This window comes from Vibrio sp. 1S139, from assembly GCF_041439475.1.
Taxonomy (GTDB): Bacteria; Pseudomonadota; Gammaproteobacteria; order Enterobacterales; family Vibrionaceae; genus Vibrio; species Vibrio crassostreae_C.
In genome coordinates this window covers 16499-34254 of record NZ_JBGOOD010000011.1, presented here as the reverse complement: position 1 = coordinate 34254, position 17756 = coordinate 16499, and the positions used below count along the sequence as shown (strand labels likewise).

The following is a 17756-nucleotide window of genomic DNA, read 5'->3' as shown; positions in this document are numbered from 1 at the left end:
ATATGTTTCGACGGCTATCTATAAATTGCTAAAGTAAAACGGCTTATTGATGTTCAGTAAGCCGTTTTTTGTGAGGGAAAGGAATGCCTCTAAAAGCCAAGCTGATTTTGCTGACGTTGCTCCCGTTGCTGCTGGTAACGGCGAGTATTAGTTGGATCTCGCTGCACCAGACTAAGACGTTAGGCGCTAAAGAAGTCGAGATCTTTAGAGACAGCCTAATCAAGTCGCGTGAAAACGCCCTCAAAGACACGGTTGATCTCGCGTTCGACGCCATAGAACACGTCTATAACGATCCAAATATCCAAGAAGCCCAAGCCAAAAAAAAAGTTCGAACCATATTGTCTAAACTTAGATATGGCTCTGATGGGTACTTCTTCGCATACGATCGCCTCGGGACCAACTTGGTTCATCCAATTCAGCCAGAATTGATAGGCCAAAACCTACTCCAACTGCAAGATGAAGATGGCGATTTTCTGATAGAGGCTCTGTTAAGAGAAGCGCAAACCGGAGGCGGGTTTCACCAGTATTTGTGGCAAAAACCGTCGACGGGTGAGGTGGTGTCTAAGCTGAGCTACGCCGCTTGGTTAGAGCGTTGGGACTGGATGATTGGCACCGGCTTGTATATTGAAGACGTACACCAAGAAGTGGCTTCGATGCAGGCTGCGATAAATAAGAATATTGAAACCACGTTCTTTTCGATTGTGGTGATTTTGAGCGTAACGGTCGCGGTCATCATCGTGCTGACCTTGGCTATTAACATGCATGAACATCGGATTGCTGATAACAACTTAAAGGAGCTGGCGCATAAGACGGTGATGTTCCAAGAAGACGAGAAGAAGCATCTAGCGCGTGAGTTGCATGATGGTATTAACCAATTATTAGTGTCGAGTCGTTGCCATTTGGAACTGCTCGGTAATAAGCTACAAAATGAAGACCTTAAAGCACATTTGAATAAGTCGCAGCATTCACTGATGCGAGCAATCGAAGAAGTGAGGCACATCTCGCATCAACTTCGTCCAAGTTCGTTGGATGATATTGGTTTAGAGGCGGCATTGTCTTCATTGTTGTTAGATTTTCAGGCGCATTCGGGTATTGAAGTAGAAACCTTGTTTAGCACTCAACAGGGTAAGTTGAAATCTGAGGCTGCGACAACCTTGTATCGAGTGGTGCAAGAGTCGCTGAATAATATCGAGAAACACGCGCAAGCGACCAAAGTAACGGTTATCGCTCAGCAAATTGGTAATGTGTTGCAACTACTGATTCAAGATAACGGTGTCGGTTTCAACACCTATAAAGCGATGGAAAAACGAGGGATCGGGCTGCGTAACATGAGAGAGCGAGTGGAGTTCATCGGTGGTGACTTTGAATTGATGAGTGAGATTGGCCTCGGAACGGAAATTACAGTGTTACTGACACTAGAGGGATTAATGAATGAGTGAAGTTATTCGAGTTGTGATTGCTGACGATCACCAAGTGGTACTGGATGGCTTTATGGCGAGATTGGAACTCGAGCCAGATATTAGCGTGATAGGTACCGCCAGCAATGGACTAGAAGCGGTAGAGGTCGTTAAGTCTCTGCGCCCTGATGTGGTGTTGATGGATATCAGCATGCCTATCATGAATGGCATTGATGCCACCCATCTGATTAAAGAAGAAGACCCAGAAGCCAAGGTCCTGATGCTGACCATGCATAACAACCGTGAATACATCATGAAGGTGATGCAGTCGGGTGCTGTCGGTTACATGTTGAAAGAGATTTCGGCTGAAAAAATGGTACAGGCAATCAAAACGGTCAATCAAGGATCGACCTATTTCTGTGAAAAAGTCACGCAGAATTTGTTTACTCAGCCGATTACTCCCACGCCATCTGTCAAGAATCCATTGAGCAGACGTGAAGAGGCTGTGCTGAAATTAGTCGCAAAAGGGGAGAGCAGTAAAGAGGTCGCAAAGGCGCTGAATATCAGCTATCGAACGGTAGAAACCCATAGGCAAAATATTAAGCATAAGCTCGATATTCACTCTACGGCAGAGCTTGCAAAATATGCGGTCAGCTCCGGGCTTGTGGACTGATCTTACGCTAAATAACGTTAAATGTGTAATTTAATTACTAAATGTGTAATTTACGCCTCCTTTATGGAGGTTTTTTTAGTATTTTTGCGACAGGTTGATATTCTTCTTTTCGAAATTTAAGCGCCGAATGCAATGTTGCAAACTGTGCGCTGCAAATTAGAGAGGAAGCATGGAGCCTGTAAAAGATAGGTATAGTATTGAAAATACCGATTATACAGTAGGACAAGATAACGTTCAGAAATGGGGTTTTGATGTTCATAACCCAGTATTTGGAATCAGTGCAGGGGCGATCATTATCTTCCTGTTGGCACTTCTAGTCGCAGACCCTGAAACCGCAAAAGCGGCGCTTGATGGAATCAAATGGAAAGTCATTGGTAACTTCGATGGTTTCTTCATGTGGGCAGCAAACATCTTCGTAATTTTCTGTTTTGCCCTCATTGTCTCCCCGTATGGCAAGATACGTATTGGTGGCAATGATGCCAAAGCAGAGCACTCAAACCTATCTTGGATGTCGATGTTATTCGCCGCAGGAATGGGTATTGGCTTAATGTTCTGGGGTGTTGCTGAGCCAGTAGCTTATTTCACTGGCTGGTATGAAACACCACTAGGTGTTGAAGCTTACTCTCCTGAAGCGGCGAAGTTGGCTCTTGGTGCAACCATCTACAACTGGGGTCTGCACGGTTGGGCGATTTACGCGGTTGTTGCTCTAGCGCTTGCCTTTTTCACCTTCAATAAAGGTTTACCTCTATCAATCCGCTCTATTTTCTACCCTATCTTGGGTGATAGAACTTGGGGTTGGTTTGGTCATATTGTTGATATCGTCGCTGTGCTTGCAACGCTATTTGGCCTTGCAACTTCATTGGGCTTAGGTGCTCAACAAGCAACAAGTGGTATTAACCATGTATTTGGTACCGATGGCGGTATTGGCATGCAGCTGATTGTTATCGCTGTGGTTACTTTCTTAGCGACAATGTCCGTGGTTCGTGGCATCAACGGCGGCGTAAAAGTGCTAAGTAACGTGAATATGCTGGTGGCTTTAGGCTTGCTGATCTTTGTTACGATTGCAGGTGGCATGGCGGGTATTAAAGCAATCCCAACCGCGCTAATGGGCTACATTGAAAACTTCATTCCTTTAAGTAATCCTCATGGGCGTGATGATGAAACGTGGATGCAAGGTTGGACGGTATTCTACTGGGCATGGTGGATGTCTTGGTCACCATTCGTAGGCATGTTCATCGCTCGTATCTCTAAAGGTCGAACGATTCGTGAATTTATCGTTGCTGTATTGTTCATCCCAACGACAGTAATCATCATCTGGATGGCTATTTTCGGTGGCATCGCGATTGATCAAGTGGCGAACAAGGTGGGCGAGATTGGTGTGAATGGTCTGCAAGATATTACACTTTCTCTTTTCCATACTTACGATGCTCTGCCAATGAGCTCTGTGCTTTCAGTGGTATCGATTGGTTTGATTATGGTGTTCTTTATCACCTCTTCTGATTCAGGCTCATTGGTTATCGATAGCATTACCTCTGGCGGTAAAGTGGATGCACCGGTTCCACAACGTGTATTTTGGGCGTTGATGGGCGGCGCGATTGCAGCGGTTCTACTATGGGTTGGTGGTACGGAATCTATTCAAGCACTGCAAGCTGGAACGGTATCGATGGCGCTACCATTTGCCTTCATATTATTGCTTATGTGCCTAAGCTTATTACTCGGTTTACGAACTGAAAATCAATTGGTTAAGCACCAAAATGCTTTGAGTTAAAAGTATTTTTGATAAAAAGGTCGACAGGGTCGACCTTTTTTTCGTCATAAACTTGAGTAATTGCGTGAATATTGTTTGAAATTCCATCGAACCGATTCTAGTTTACTGAAAACAACAAGTTAACCTGCTAAACTTCAGACATCCAAGTATTTGAATTATTGTGACAACAGCTTGTACTACTTGGATCGTAGGTTCGAGTTTGTAATTAAGTCGCAGGTAAGTAAGGAATACCAGGTCAATAGACCCTAATAGAATTCCGTAGAGAGGGATAATGACTAAAGGTATAGATAAATACAGTATCGACAGTACGGATTACACTGTCGGTCAAGATAACGTCCAAAAATGGGGTTTTGATGTTCATAACCCAGTATTTGGTATTAGTGCGGGACTTATCGCTTTGTTCCTGATCGGTGTTCTTATTACAGATACCGCTTCAGCAAAGGCTGCGCTAGATGGCGTTAAAGGCCAGATTATCAATTCGTTTGATTGGCTTTTCATCTGGTCGGGTAATATTTTCGTAATTTTCTGCTTAGGTTTGATTGTTTCTCCGTACGGCAAAATCCGCCTTGGTGGTGTTGATGCGACGGCAGATTACTCATTCTTCTCTTGGCTATCGATGCTGTTTGCCGCAGGTATGGGTATCGGCTTGATGTTCTGGAGTGTGGCAGAGCCAGCGGCTTACTTCACGGGTTGGTTTGAAACTCCGTTAGGTGTTGAACCAAACACACCAGAAGCTGCAAAACTGGCATTGGGCGCAACCATGTATCACTGGGGTCTACACCCTTGGGCGATTTATGGCGTAGTAGCACTGTCACTTGCGTTTTTCTCTTACAACAAGGGATTGCCTCTTTCTATCCGTTCTATCTTTTACCCAATTTTAGGTGATAGAGCTTGGGGCTGGGCAGGTCACATTGTTGATATTCTTGCTGTACTTGCAACGCTATTTGGTCTGGCGACATCGTTAGGTCTTGGTGCACAACAAGCGGCAAGTGGTATTCAGCATGTATTCGGCATTGAAGCGGGCTTAGGTCTGCAAGTTATTGTGATTACAGCGGTGACTTTATTGGCGGTAGTATCAGTACTTCGTGGTATTGATGGTGGCGTTAAAGTTATCAGTAACATCAACATGTTGGTGGCTTTCCTACTGCTTATCTTAGTGGCTCTAATCGGCTACGCGGTGACTTTAGGTTCTATCCCAACGACATTGATGGCATACATTGAAAACATCATTCCGTTGAGTAACCCTCACGGTCGTGAAGATGAAACGTGGATGCACGGTTGGACTGTATTCTACTGGGCTTGGTGGATCTCATGGTCTCCATTCGTAGGTATGTTTATCGCACGTGTTTCTAAAGGTCGTACCGTTCGTGAGTTCATCACAGCAGTACTGATTGTACCGACGACAGTGACTATCATTTGGATGTCAGTATTCGGTGGCATGGCGATTGACCAAATCGTGAATAACGTTGGTATTCTTGGTCAAGACGGCCTAACAGATGTATCACTAGCAATGTTCCAAATGTTTGATGCACTGCCGTTCGGTACTCTGCTTTCAATCATTGCGGTTGTATTGGTTCTAGTCTTCTTCATTACATCGTCTGACTCAGGCTCTCTAGTAATCGACAGCATCACCGCGGGTGGTAAAGTTGATACGCCTGTGCCTCAACGTGTGTTCTGGGCGTTCCTTGAAGGTGCGATTGCTGTGGCTCTATTGTGGGTTGGTGGTACTGAAGCAGTACAAGCTCTACAAGCGGGTGCAATCTCGACGGCATTACCATTTACCATCATTCTATTACTGATGTGTGTGAGCTTGCTAATGGGTATGCGTACAGAAAAACGCTAGGCTTTTTAAGCTGAAATCTACTGCAATTTATACGCAGTAGAACGGTAAATAATATGAAGGCAGAAGAGGAAACTCTTCTGCCTTTTTTGTTTCCTCTTTATACCGTGTTTTCTTGTCTCTTTTAAGCATGTGAAGTGCGATAAAAATGTTAATAACCGTAGAGACAACACCGCCTTAAATTTGGCGATAAGCCAAGGATTTGACATTACTTAAGCTTATGGTTTGCTTAAAATTATATTCCAATATTAAATTGTGAAATCGCTCGAATTTAATACTAATATTGGGTAGTATGCGCGAGATTTCCCACCACTCGTGAAACTTTGACATGAAACTAACACTAAAGCAGAAGTTGATAGGCGCTAGCCTATCTGCTGTTGTCGTTATGGCTACAGCGTTGACTTGGTTGTCAGCAAACCAATTATTTGAACAGACTCGTAATGGCGTATACCTACGAGCTGAAAGCGTATCTGAAGCAGCATCTGAAGGTATTAAAAACTGGATTGATATCCGTACTGATATCGCATCAGCATTTAATGACTTTTCACGAGAGGATGATGTTGTTCCTTTCCTTAGACAAGCTCGTGTAGCGGGTGGCTTTGACGATATCTTTTTAGGTACTCCAGAAGGTGGAATGTACCGTTCACATCCTGAACGTAATCGTGCAGATTACGATCCTCGTCAACGTCCTTGGTACCAAGAAGCAAACGCTGCAGGTAAGCAAATCATTACTACGGCTTACCAAGATGCAATCACCAAAGCACTTCTAGTAACGATCGCAGAACCTGTTCGCCACAACGGCCAACTTGTTGGTGTTGTTGGTGCAGACGTACTGATCGACCAGTTGGTTAACGATGTAATCAGCCTTGATGTTGGTGACAACGCTTACGCAATGCTAATTGATGCCTCTGACGGCACATTCCTAGCACACCCAGATTCAGCACTAAGCTTGAAGCCGGTAAGCCAGCTTTCAAACGATATCTCTATGCCTATCATCGAAAACGCAGTGCGTACGGGTAGCATCGAGATCATCAAAGAGCGCGGCGCAGACAAGCTGCTTTACTTCACGAAGGTGCCTAACACCAACTGGATCTTCGCGGTTCAGATGGACAAAGCAACAGAAGAAGCGAACCACTCAACGCTACTTACTCAGCTGATCATCACTGCTGTCGTTATTACGCTCATCGTAATCGTACTCGTGTCTTGGTTAGTAAGCTTCCTATTCCGCGACCTAAACCGCGTTTCAGCAGCACTTGAAGAAATTGCTTCAGGTGAGGGCGATCTTACTCAACGCCTTGAGCCTAAGAGCGACGACGAAATTGGTCAGCTTGCAGCAAACTTCAACCGCTTTGTGGGTAACATGCACACCATGGTGATCAAGCTAAGCGAAGTATCTGCTGCGCTAGGCAACCAAGCACGTCAAACGGCTTCTCAAGCTGAAGAACGTAGTGCTCGTATCCAAATGCAACAAGACGAGATCAACATGGTAGCAACAGCCGTTAACGAAATGGCTGCAGCAACACAAGAGATCGCAGGTAACGCAGACCACACTGCACAGAACTCATCTGAAGCGGTTGGCGCGTGTGAGCACGGTACTGGTCAAGTAACACAGACTCAAAGCTCTATCCAAAACCTTGCTCAAGAAGTTCAAATCGCAACTAACGTGATTCTCGAGCTTGAAGAGCACGGCAACAGCATCAACGCTATCTTGTCTAACATTCAAGGTATTGCAGAACAAACGAACCTACTTGCACTTAACGCCGCTATTGAAGCAGCACGTGCCGGTGAGCAAGGTCGTGGTTTCGCAGTAGTAGCGGATGAAGTTCGAGTTCTGAGCCAACGTACACACGGTTCAACGCAAGAAATTCAACAAACGATTGAGTTGCTGCAAGGTACAACAGGCAAAGCGGTTAACATCATGAACGATAGCCGTACACTTGCTGAAACCAGTGTTGATGACGCGAACTCAGCGGCTGCAAGCCTAACGCAAATCCATGCTGCTGTTGAACGCATCAGTGACATGGCAACACAGATTGCTTCTGCTGCAGAAGAGCAAGCGTCAGTAACGTCTGAGATTACTCGTAACACTGAAGGAATCCGTGACGTATCTAACGAGCTAGCAGACGAAGCACACCAAGCTGCAGAGCAAGCTGCGCAGCTTTCTGAACTGTCTCACGAGCTAGAAAGCGAAATCAGCCGCTTCAAGCTGTAATCGAAGCCAATATAACAAAGCCCCGACTTAGGTTGGGGCTTTGATGTATCTGTACAATCTAGACTAACGAGTTATATAAACTCAAACTTGCCCTTCATGATTGCCCAGTGGCCCGGGAATGAACATAGGAAAGAGTAGTCGCCACCGGCTGTCATTTTCTCTGTGCTGAAAGTGATTGAGGTTGACTCGCCACCACCGATAACACGAGTGAAGGCGTAAACGCGGCTGTCGTCAGGTTTTACGTAGTTATTGTCGATACCTGCCGACATACCATCGATGCCTACTGCTTGTAGCGACGCAGTGTCTGTTATAACGACGTTGTGACCCATTGATTGGGCTGGCATAGAACCAGTATGGTTTAGCGTCAGCTTCACTTCTTTACAGCTCGCTGGAACGCTTAATGTGTCAGTTGAAAATTTCATTTGATCACTAGCATCAATCGATACTTCACATTCCGAGCTCGCTTGAGCGGTAAAGCTAGCACCTACAAGCGCTATCGTTGTTGCGATTAATCGTAAAGACATACACTGTTCTCCATTATTTTAGGGGGAGGTTATTCCATGAGGTTGATCGATACGTATTATCCTAGAAAGATGATCATAGTAATGTGCTACGACTTGAATTATGCGCAACTCGTTGCTTTATAAATGGTAAGTTTTTGTAGGAAAGGGCAAAACTAATCAGCGCATGAACAACCGTTTAAGGGGGAATGGTTGCTCGATACTAGAATTACAGACAAACAAAAAGCCCGAGCATCAAACTCGGGCTTTGAATGGTTTTCTTTATAGCTTAAGGGGAAGCTATATTGCCTGACGAAGTTGGAAGTAACGTCCTTCTTCGTTTAATAGCTTCTCGTGAGAGCCGTTTTCAACAATCTCGCCTTGTTCAATCAGAACGATGGAGTCCATCGATTCCAGACCAATCAAACGGTGCGTAATGAAGATAACAGTCTTGCCTTCAAAGTGCTTCTCGAACAGTGCCATGATGCTGTGTTCTGTTTGCTTATCTAAGCCTTCTGTTGGCTCATCGAGAAGCAGGATAGGGGCATCATGAAGAATCGCACGTGCGATGCCAATACGGCGCTTCTCACCACCAGATAGTTGACGACCACCGTCACCTAACCAGCTATCAAGTGCGTTATTCTCAAGCAGCTTTTCTAGACCAACGTCTTTTAGGATATTCGCTAAGTGATCATCGGTCGCTTCTGGTCTTGCAATCAACAAGTTGTCACGCAAAGTACCATTTAGAATGTCGACACGTTGGCTTACTACACTGATTGATTCACGAAGCTGCGATTCGTTCCACTGCGTCAGTTCAATACCCGCGATTGATATGTAGCCCTTTTTAGGATCCCAGTAGCGAGTCAGAAGCTGGATCAGAGTCGATTTACCAGAACCCGTTTGACCAACAATCGCAACCTTGTGCGTGGCAGGGATCGTTAGGTCAACAGCGTTCAGAACACTGCGCTCAGAGTCAGGGTAGTTGAACGTCACGTTTGAGAACGTAATATCAAGCGGCTTGTTGATGTCGAGTTTCTCTTCAGCAAACTGAACTTCAGGCTCTGACAGAATCACTTCGTTCAAGCGACGAGCAGAAGACAGAGTTTGACCTAAATGCTGGAACGCGCCTGCGATAGGCATCAGCAGTTCAAAACTTGCCATGGTTGCGAATGCCATTAGCGCGATGAACGGGTCTGGTGCATTACCACCCACACCGTCAGCCGCAAGCCAAAGCATAAGAACCAACGTCAAACCGTTGAACAGCATTAGCGCTGCTGAAGCCATACCGGTTAGGTTAGCATTCACAAACTGATTCGCCATCAGCTTGCGTTGAGTCTCTAGAATGGCATTACGGTAACGCTCTTCAGCACCAAACAGAGTCAGTTCGCTGTAGCCTTCAATCCAATCTAGCGTAGTCACACGAAGATCAGCTTTGTTCTGTGTCAGTTCACCACCGTTACGTTTACCCAATTTGTAGAACAAGATTGGCCAAACCAACAGCATGATCAGAAGGATAGAACCCAAGATCAAACCAAGCGAGCTATCGAACCACATCAAGAACAGAGTCAGGAAGAAGATCCCGAACACACCCACCGTCACAGGGCTTACTAAGCGCAGGTACACGTGATCCATCGCGTCTACATCAGCAACCAAACGGTTCAGTAGGTCAGCATCACGAAGGTTTGAGATACGACCTGGGATCAGCGGAGCCAGCTTCTTGAAGAAGAAGATACGTAAATCAGTTAACAGTTTGAATGTTGCATTGTGGCTGACAACACGTTCACCCCAACGACCCGCAGTGCGGCTCATTGCCAAACCACGTACACCACCACCCGGCAGCATGTAGTTGAAGGTTTCACGTGCAATCGTAAGGCCTGCAACCGCAGAAGCTGAAATGAACCAGCCTGATAGCGTTAACAAGCCAATAGAAGCCGACAGAGTAGCAAAAGCCAGTAGCATGCCTAGCGATAGGCCAAACCAATGCTTTTTATAGAGTTTCAGGTAAGGCAGTAAATCACGCATCTAAATTACCCTTATTATCTTGTTGAGCTAAGTTCGCGTTCAGCATTTCTTCAAACAAACCACCCGCAGTCGAAAGCTGAGAGTAATGACCTTGTTCAACCAGACCACCATCGCGCATAACCAGAATGTTATCGACCGATTGAAGTGGAGCGAGTTGGTGCGTCACAAGCAGGGCAGTGCGGCTTTCGATGTTGCTATTGATGCCTTTCATCACTAACTTTTCGCTACGAGTATCTAGGCTGGCTGTTGGTTCATCTAACAACCAGAACTGACCGTCTTGAATCATTGCGCGAGCCAGAGCCAAACGCTGAGATTGACCAACAGAAAGGCCGCCAGAGCGATCAGAAATCATGTAATCCAAGCCGTGCTCGTTTACAAATTCGCTAGCAAATGATTGCTCAAGTGCATTCTCGACAATTTGGTCAGCGATATCGTGCTTACCTAGGGTGACGTTGTCACGAATGCTACCGTGCAGTAGCAATGGGTTTTGACCAACCCAGCTAATGGTTTTACGCCAAGAGGCTAAGTCGAGGTCACGCAATTCAATACCATTGATTTTCAAGCTTCCTTCATAAGGCATGAAACCAAGAATAGCATTGATCAAACTCGTTTTACCCGCACCACTTGGGCCAACTAACGCAGTCGATTGGCGAGTGTTCAATGCGAACGAGATAGGACCAACCAATTGAACACCTTCAGGGCTTAACACTTTTAGGTCGGTAGCTTCAATATTGATGCCTTGAGCTGTGTCGAGCTGAGTGTCGCCTGATTTAACCTTAGTGATGTCTGTTTCTAGGAACTCGACAATACTTTCGGCAGCGCCCACCGCTTGTTGCTTCGCGTGGTAGAAAGTACCTAAGTCACGCAGAGGTTGGTAAAACTCTGGCGCCAAGATAAGGATAAACAAACCTGCGAATAGCGTAATGCCAGCGCCATAGTGGCCGAAGTTAAGCTCACCGATGTAGGTAAAACCAAAGTAAACCGCTGTCATCGCGATAGAGATCGACGTGAAGAACTCAAGTACAGCAGAAGACAAGAAAGCGATTTTCAACACATCCATGGTACGCGTTCTGAACACTTCAGATGCACCTTTTAGTACCTCTGTTTCAGCGTTGGTGCGATCAAATAGACGGATGGTTGTCATTGACTGCAAACGGTCGTAAAAGTGACCAGAAAGACGCTGCAGTGCTTTGAAGTTTTTACGGTTTGCATCGGCTGCTTTCATACCAACAAGTGCCATGAACATCGGCACCAGTGGAGCAGTAATCAAGAAGATCAGTCCTGCTGCCCAGTTAACTGGGAACACCACAACCAAAATAATGAATGGAATCATTACCGACAGAGACATTTGAGGTAAGTAACGAGAGAAGAAGTCTTGCATGTCTTCTACTTGTTCTAGCAACAGGGTTGCCCACGTACCGGCAGGTTTGCCTTTAATGTAAGCAGGGCCTAACTCACGTAACTTATCAAGGATGAGTTGCCTTATATAGACCCGGATTTGTTCACCACAGCGATAACCTGCGATTTCACGTCCCCATGTACAGCCAGCACGGCCAACGACCGATAGTGCCAAGCCTGCGAAATGACCAACCAGTTCAGACTTATCGACATTTTCGATGATCAGCTGGTGAAGAATAGAGGCGAGAAGAGCTGCTTGAGCAATTAAAAACACGCTTGAAAGTACGCCAAGGCTAATCGCAATCATAAGCCAGCGTTTCGCTAACTTACTCTGTTGCTTAAGCCACTTGTTCAAGCTGCGTTGTTTTTTCTTATCCATTATGAAGGCTTAATGATAATTATTATTTGTTGAGGGCGGCTAGTATACAAAAGAAAGCCCAGTGGATATACCACTGGGCTCTAGGGATTTACAACAAAATGTGATGACGCCCTGCATCTACTGAGGCGAGAGCACCGATAATCAAATCTGCAATCTCAGATTTACTTATCGTTAAGGCCATCTAGGAAGCGTTCAGCATCCAGTGCAGCCATACAACCTGTACCAGCAGAAGTGATTGCTTGGCGGTAGTTGTGGTCCATTACATCACCTGCAGCGAACACGCCTGGGATGCTGGTTTGTGTCGCGTTACCTTCAAGACCAGACTGAACAATGATGTAATCATCTTTCATGTCGACTTGGCCTTTGAAGATTTCAGTGTTTGGTTGGTGACCGATAGCAATGAATGCGCCCATTACTTCGATATCTTCTGTCTTATCAGACTGAGTATCTTTAATACGAACGCCCGTTACGCCCATGTCGTCGCCCAGAACTTCGTCTAGCGTGCGATCAGTGTGAAGAACAATGTTGCCGTTCTCTACTTTGTCCATTAAACGTTTCACTAGGATCTTTTCAGCGCGGAACGTGTCACGGCGGTGAACTAGGTGAACTTCAGATGCGATGTTAGATAGGTAAAGTGCTTCTTCAACAGCCGTGTTACCACCACCAACAACTGCAACTTTCTGGTTGCGGTAGAAGAAACCATCACACGTTGCACAAGCAGAAACGCCACGGCCTTTAAATGCTTCTTCAGAATCTAAACCTAAGTACTTAGCCGATGCACCCGTTGAGATGATCAACGCATCACAAGTGTACTCGCCTGAATCGCCTTTAAGACGGAAAGGGCGGTTAGATAGGTCGACTTCGTTAATGTGGTCGAACAGGATCTCTGTTTCAAAGCGCTCTGCGTGCTCTTTCATGCGATCCATTAGAGCTGGACCCGTTAAACCTTCAGCATCACCCGGCCAATTTTCCACTTCTGTCGTGGTTGTAAGCTGACCACCTTGCTGCATACCGGTAACCAGTACTGGGTTTAGGTTTGCACGAGCAGCGTAAACTGCAGCTGTATAGCCAGCAGGGCCAGAACCAAGAATCAATAAATTACAGTGCTTTACGTCGCTCATGAGGACTCCGAAATTGAAATTGTTTTTATTTATAATCGCTTAGGATTGTATGGAAAATATGGAGGCAATAAAAGTGTAAACAAGGGCTGAAGTGTAATTAATCGTTATACGTTAGAACTTAATGAAGACAAACGTTTTCGTGGTTCAAAGATCGGCGAAACCATCGCCTTCTTCAAGGATTGTTGCTGCCGCCTTTTCGATTTCTAACTTACATATCAAAATACGCCAAAAAACTGTATATAAAAACAGTATTTGGTTATAAGATTGCACGCACGTTTGATAGGCAACGTTAGAAAGATGAGGAACGAGCGATGAACTTACTCCCAACAGGCACACAGCTAGGTAAATTGGAACTACTGGAAGTGTATCAAGACGCTTTAGGGCCGAAGTGCTTCACGGTTAAGAATGAAAACACCCAAAGGTTTATGGTGTATTGGAGTGGGGATTATGACAACGGCCAGTGCATTAAGTGGGCTTACATTTCGGTAATCAAGCCTTTGCTAGCCAGCTTGTTAAATAAAGATGTGAGTTTTCACGATGCGTTCCACCGATCAGACAAGCTTTATCTTGCGACTATCTACACAAACGAAGTAGGGAAGCCCGCGAAAGTCGAACTGCTAAACGCAACGAACAAGCACTTAGTAAACTTACCGCTCGTTGATTTTGAAATCGACCTTGGAAAACTCTAAACGCGTTAAATTGTACAAATTACTATCGATTGCCAATAAACTATCAGTATATCAATATCTTAAATGTCAACACTTATTGCAGTAGTTATTGATATATCTTACATTTGTGTACAAATATCTATGTAATCAGTTGACTAAAAGTGCTAAATACACCTAACGTGAATCGGGTTAAATGTCGATAGTTTCTGTGTAGAAGTCAGATTAATAGAAAGGATGTGTCAAATGGCGGGTTCATTGAGAAAAAAAGAATTAAAGTTTGGCGTGATTAAAGAGGTGGATGGTAATTCCGTTTCACTTAGAGCTGATGTCCTAGAGTGTGACTTCGAAGGCAATACATTGTGCGCTGAAGTTGGCGCGTATGTGAACTGCGGGGGAGCACATGGAGATACAATTTGTACCATTAATAAAGTGCAAGTGTTAGAAGTTGAAAGAACTAAAAGAAATTCTGATGGTGAACTTCAAATAGTATCTGAAGAAAGAAAAATTGTTACGTTATCATTGGTCGGATGTGCGATCTCAGGAAAGTTTCACCGAGGGGTAAAAAGGCTACCAACAATTAATTGTGAAGCTTTCTTTCTAACTTCCAATCAGGTTAATAATCTGATTGGAATAGATCTTAACGAAGACAAAGAACATTTTTGTGTAACTGCTTCAGGTGATGATAACCAGACATATTTGAATCTAGATAAGTTAATGGGTCGTCATACAGCTATTCTTGGTACGACTGGTAGTGGAAAAAGTTGTACCGTTGCTTCTATCGTCCAATCAATTCTCAACTCGTATGAATGTCCTCGAATTCTATTTTTTGATATTCATAATGAATACCCATCAGCGTTTGGGTATAACCCAGATTCTCCTAGCCAGGAATTTAAAGAAAGAACAAACGCGATACCTTGGTCTGAATTTTCACTACCTTATTGGTTTTTAGACTTAGAAGAATTCTTTGGTGTTTATAATCTAGAGCCGGGCTCAAATCAAAAAGCCATCCTGAAAAAGCATATAACAAAACTAAAATTTGAACATGCTGAGGATGAAAAAATAAAAGACGTCTTAATTTCTGCAGATTCCCCTATATTTTTTGATATCGACAAACTTATTGATGACCTCAAAACAACAATGGATGGAATTAGTAGTAAAACAGATAAAAAGCCATATCAAAGTATGATTTTGAAGCTGGAATCTATACGTTCAGATACTAGATATACCTTTTTACACAAAGATATTGACTGTAAGCTAACTATTTCTGATTATTTTGAAATAATATTAGGCGTTGGTAAGGATGAAACTTATCTAAATATATTAGATCTTAGTGGTTTACCAGCAGAAGTTAGAGCGGTTTGTGTTGGTATTATATCTAGATTATGCTTTGACTTTAAATATTGGGATTTAGACCCAGCACACATACCTTTAAATTTGATTTTGGAAGAAGCTCATACATATATTCCAGAAGATAGCGATTCAAAGTTTAAGATAGCAAAAGAGCGAGTAGAGAGAATAGCTAAAGAAGGAAGAAAATACGGTATTGGCTTAACTGTGGTCACACAAAGGCCATCAAATGTTTCGACAACAGTTCTATCTCAATGCGGAACATATATAGCATTGAGGTTAACAAATGATATTGATCAAAATAAAATTAAAAGGTTACTACCGGATACTCTATCTGGACAAGTAGATTTCTTACCTAGTTTACGCGATGGTGAAGCTTTCGTAACCGGAGATTCGATAAACTTGCCAAGAAAAGTTCAATTTAAGCAACCGATCCCGTCCCCGAGAAGTAATGATGTTAAATATCATAAGTCATGGAAAGATGGTAAGCCTAATGACTATTCATTAAAAGCATTGGTAGACTCTTGGCAGAAGCAGGATAAGACTAAGTGATATTAGATTCTATTAAATTAGCGGGGTGGCGTTCATACGATACTGACGGTGTTGAATTAAATAATTTGAAGTCTATAAATCTGATAATAGGTCCGAATAATTCTGGAAAGTCAAACTTATTTAGATATTTTAATTATTTAAAAAAAGTACTATCAACAGAAATATTTAAAGAAGGTGGTAGTACGACAATCATTTCAGAGTTGGAAGAAAGCCAAAAATGGCGATGGGAAAGTAATGATGTTATTTGTAATATAAAATTATCTACTGATAACAATGTTAGCTATGCAAATAAAAATGGATATCCTATCCAAGAGCACGATATTTCATTAATATCGAAAAACTCTATTGAACTAGATAGTTTGCTATTCAACGTCAGCGTAGATGGATTTGAATTGTATGATGTTAATGGGCTAATAAAATCGGATGTTGGCTCTTCAAGTAGTAAATATATTGATGCTAGCGATAATGTTAAAGGATATTTTGATAACAGTAATTATTGGAAGGCATTTTTAAGTTCTTTAGTATTTGTTGACCCAATTCGCCATCATGTTAGGTCGTCTGGAAATAGTGATGATTACTATTTCGATGGTGCGAAAATTATAAAAAATCTCGATACAATCTCCTCTGATACGAAGAACAAATCTAGATGGCTCCAATACAAGTTAAAAATGACTTCTTGGTTGTCTGAAATTTTATCTGAAGAAATAACATCTATTGAAGTCGACAATGCCGATCTTAGAATTGATTTTAAGACTGAGTTGAGTTTTTCATTGAGTGAGTTAGGTACGGGTGTTTCTCAAGTTGTGATGTTACTTTCCCATCTTTGGATTAACAAGGATGTAAATTTAAATATTTTTCTTGAAGAGCCAGAAGCTAACTTACACCCTGACTCTGTTGTTAAATTGGTGAAAATTTTCGAAGAAGAATTAACTAATCATAGGTTCTTTATTACTACTCACTCGCCATCATTGATAGATTGTGTAAATGATCACTGGAGTGTTTTTGGTATTGCAAAACAGGATAATGGTGCGAGTAAGGTTACTCCTAATGATAATGTAATAAGGTACTATGAAACACTTGATAATTTAGGAGTGAAAGCATCTCAAATACTTCAAGCAAATACGGTAATTTGGGTTGAAGGACCAAGTGATAGGATTTACTTGAAGAAATGGATTGAAGAATTATCAGGTAACGAGTTAAAAGAGGGAAAAGACTTTTCATTCCTATATTTCGGTGGAACTAACCTAGCGTCTTTTACCGTTTTGGAAGATGTTGAACAAGATTTTATTAATGTACTTAGCACTAGTCGAAAAGCTTACTTAGTTACTGATTCTGATTGTAAATCTCGTGAACTTAGGGAAGGTTCTGCTTTCAAGGCATACTTATCTTCAATGCTTGATAGGGTTTCTGTAGCAGCTGAAGGGCAATCAGGTGTCTCTAAGTCGTTAGAGGATTACTTTGGGGTTTGGGTTACCGAGGGACGTGAAATAGAAAATTATATTGATAAGGATCTTCTATTTAAGATATTAATTTCTCAAGGTTTTAAGCGAACCTCTATTGGGAGTAAAAGTAATCATCAAAAGTTGTGTTTATGTAGTGAGAACGTAGCCGATTTTACTTTTGACGATTTTGATTCTTTTGATGAAGCAATTGCAAATATGTACCAATATAGCGAAAGTAATGAACCATTAGATAGTGATGCGTTAAAAAATGTAAAGATCCACTATGCTAGTAAAAAGGTAACTTTAGCTAAAGAAGTTAGCAAAATCTGGGAAAAGTCTCACGTAGATAGTTTAAATCTAGAACAAGAATTAATTAAACTTATCGCTTTTATAAAAAGTTAGTTTGTAGCCATTCTTATCAAAAACCACGAGCATTA

At 43.0% G+C, this 17756-nt stretch carries 12 protein-coding genes; 8 read left to right on the top strand and 4 right to left on the bottom strand.

Features of this window, described 5'->3' with window-relative positions:
• Positions 1-83: 83 nt before the first annotated feature.
• From ACED46_RS05890 to ACED46_RS05870, 5 genes are all read left to right on the top strand, one after another.
• Entirely contained in the window at positions 84-1439 is a 1356-nt protein-coding gene (locus tag ACED46_RS05890) for a cache domain-containing protein (protein ID WP_017072488.1), read from the top strand.
• The gene (locus ACED46_RS05885; RefSeq protein WP_017060961.1) at positions 1432-2070 is read left to right on the top strand and encodes a response regulator transcription factor; all 639 of its coding nucleotides are present in this window, start codon (positions 1432-1434) and stop codon (positions 2068-2070) included. The genes ACED46_RS05890 and ACED46_RS05885 overlap by 8 nt, the downstream gene beginning before the upstream one ends.
• A 169-nt stretch (positions 2071-2239) precedes the next feature.
• A complete protein-coding gene (locus tag ACED46_RS05880) occupies positions 2240-3838 on the top strand; it encodes a BCCT family transporter (RefSeq protein ID WP_371721078.1) in 1599 nt (532 codons plus the stop codon).
• Positions 3839-4109: 271 nt separating this feature from the next.
• Positions 4110-5681 carry a BCCT family transporter gene (locus ACED46_RS05875; RefSeq protein ID WP_017060963.1) on the top strand — a complete coding sequence of 524 codons (1572 nt, stop codon included), beginning with the start codon at positions 4110-4112 and terminating at the stop codon, positions 5679-5681.
• A gap of 325 nt (positions 5682-6006) precedes the next feature.
• The gene (locus ACED46_RS05870) at positions 6007-7890 is read left to right on the top strand and encodes a methyl-accepting chemotaxis protein (protein WP_017070254.1); all 1884 of its coding nucleotides are present in this window, start codon (positions 6007-6009) and stop codon (positions 7888-7890) included.
• A gap of 71 nt (positions 7891-7961) precedes the next feature.
• On the opposite strand, the gene azu is transcribed toward ACED46_RS05870, so the two are convergent.
• The 4 genes from azu to trxB all read right to left on the bottom strand — a co-directional run bounded on the left by azu (position 7962) and on the right by trxB (position 13310).
• Positions 7962-8414, bottom strand: coding sequence for an azurin (azu, locus tag ACED46_RS05865; RefSeq protein WP_371721077.1), 453 nt, complete (start codon positions 8412-8414; stop codon positions 7962-7964).
• 276 nt (positions 8415-8690) lie between these two features.
• Positions 8691-10412 carry a cysteine/glutathione ABC transporter ATP-binding protein/permease CydC gene (gene cydC, locus ACED46_RS05860; protein ID WP_371721076.1) on the bottom strand — a complete coding sequence of 574 codons (1722 nt, stop codon included), beginning with the start codon at positions 10410-10412 and terminating at the stop codon, positions 8691-8693.
• Entirely contained in the window at positions 10405-12189 is a 1785-nt protein-coding gene (gene cydD, locus ACED46_RS05855; protein ID WP_371721075.1) for a cysteine/glutathione ABC transporter permease/ATP-binding protein CydD, read from the bottom strand. The genes cydC and cydD overlap by 8 nt, the downstream gene beginning before the upstream one ends.
• Positions 12190-12350: 161 nt before the next feature.
• A complete protein-coding gene (trxB, locus tag ACED46_RS05850; protein ID WP_004733400.1) occupies positions 12351-13310 on the bottom strand; it encodes a thioredoxin-disulfide reductase in 960 nt (319 codons plus the stop codon).
• A gap of 311 nt (positions 13311-13621) precedes the next feature.
• Here trxB and ACED46_RS05845 point away from each other — a divergent pair, with 311 nt between their 5' ends.
• From ACED46_RS05845 to ACED46_RS05835, 3 genes are all read left to right on the top strand, one after another.
• Positions 13622-13999, top strand: a complete 378-nt coding sequence (locus ACED46_RS05845; RefSeq protein WP_371721074.1) for a DUF6575 domain-containing protein — start codon at positions 13622-13624, stop codon at positions 13997-13999.
• 222 nt (positions 14000-14221) lie between these two features.
• Entirely contained in the window at positions 14222-15877 is a 1656-nt protein-coding gene (locus ACED46_RS05840) for an ATP-binding protein (RefSeq protein ID WP_371721073.1), read from the top strand.
• Positions 15874-17721 carry an ATP-dependent endonuclease gene (locus tag ACED46_RS05835; protein WP_371721072.1) on the top strand — a complete coding sequence of 616 codons (1848 nt, stop codon included), beginning with the start codon at positions 15874-15876 and terminating at the stop codon, positions 17719-17721. The genes ACED46_RS05840 and ACED46_RS05835 overlap by 4 nt, the downstream gene beginning before the upstream one ends.
• Positions 17722-17756: the final 35 nt, after the last annotated feature.

Bases quoted from the DNA above. Each gene is read 5' to 3' on its own strand.
- ACED46_RS05890 (WP_017072488.1), top strand. From the start codon at position 84: ATGCCTCTAAAAGCCAAGCTGATTTTGCTGACGTTGCTCCCGTTGCTG.
- ACED46_RS05885 (WP_017060961.1), top strand. From the start codon at position 1,432: ATGAGTGAAGTTATTCGAGTTGTGATTGCTGACGATCACCAAGTGGTA.
- ACED46_RS05880 (WP_371721078.1), top strand. From the start codon at position 2,240: ATGGAGCCTGTAAAAGATAGGTATAGTATTGAAAATACCGATTATACA.
- ACED46_RS05875 (WP_017060963.1), top strand. From the start codon at position 4,110: ATGACTAAAGGTATAGATAAATACAGTATCGACAGTACGGATTACACT.
- ACED46_RS05870 (WP_017070254.1), top strand. From the start codon at position 6,007: ATGAAACTAACACTAAAGCAGAAGTTGATAGGCGCTAGCCTATCTGCT.
- azu (WP_371721077.1), bottom strand. From the start codon at position 8,414: ATGTCTTTACGATTAATCGCAACAACGATAGCGCTTGTAGGTGCTAGC.
- cydC (WP_371721076.1), bottom strand. From the start codon at position 10,412: ATGCGTGATTTACTGCCTTACCTGAAACTCTATAAAAAGCATTGGTTT.
- cydD (WP_371721075.1), bottom strand. From the start codon at position 12,189: ATGGATAAGAAAAAACAACGCAGCTTGAACAAGTGGCTTAAGCAACAG.
- trxB (WP_004733400.1), bottom strand. From the start codon at position 13,310: ATGAGCGACGTAAAGCACTGTAATTTATTGATTCTTGGTTCTGGCCCT.
- ACED46_RS05845 (WP_371721074.1), top strand. From the start codon at position 13,622: ATGAACTTACTCCCAACAGGCACACAGCTAGGTAAATTGGAACTACTG.
- ACED46_RS05840 (WP_371721073.1), top strand. From the start codon at position 14,222: ATGGCGGGTTCATTGAGAAAAAAAGAATTAAAGTTTGGCGTGATTAAA.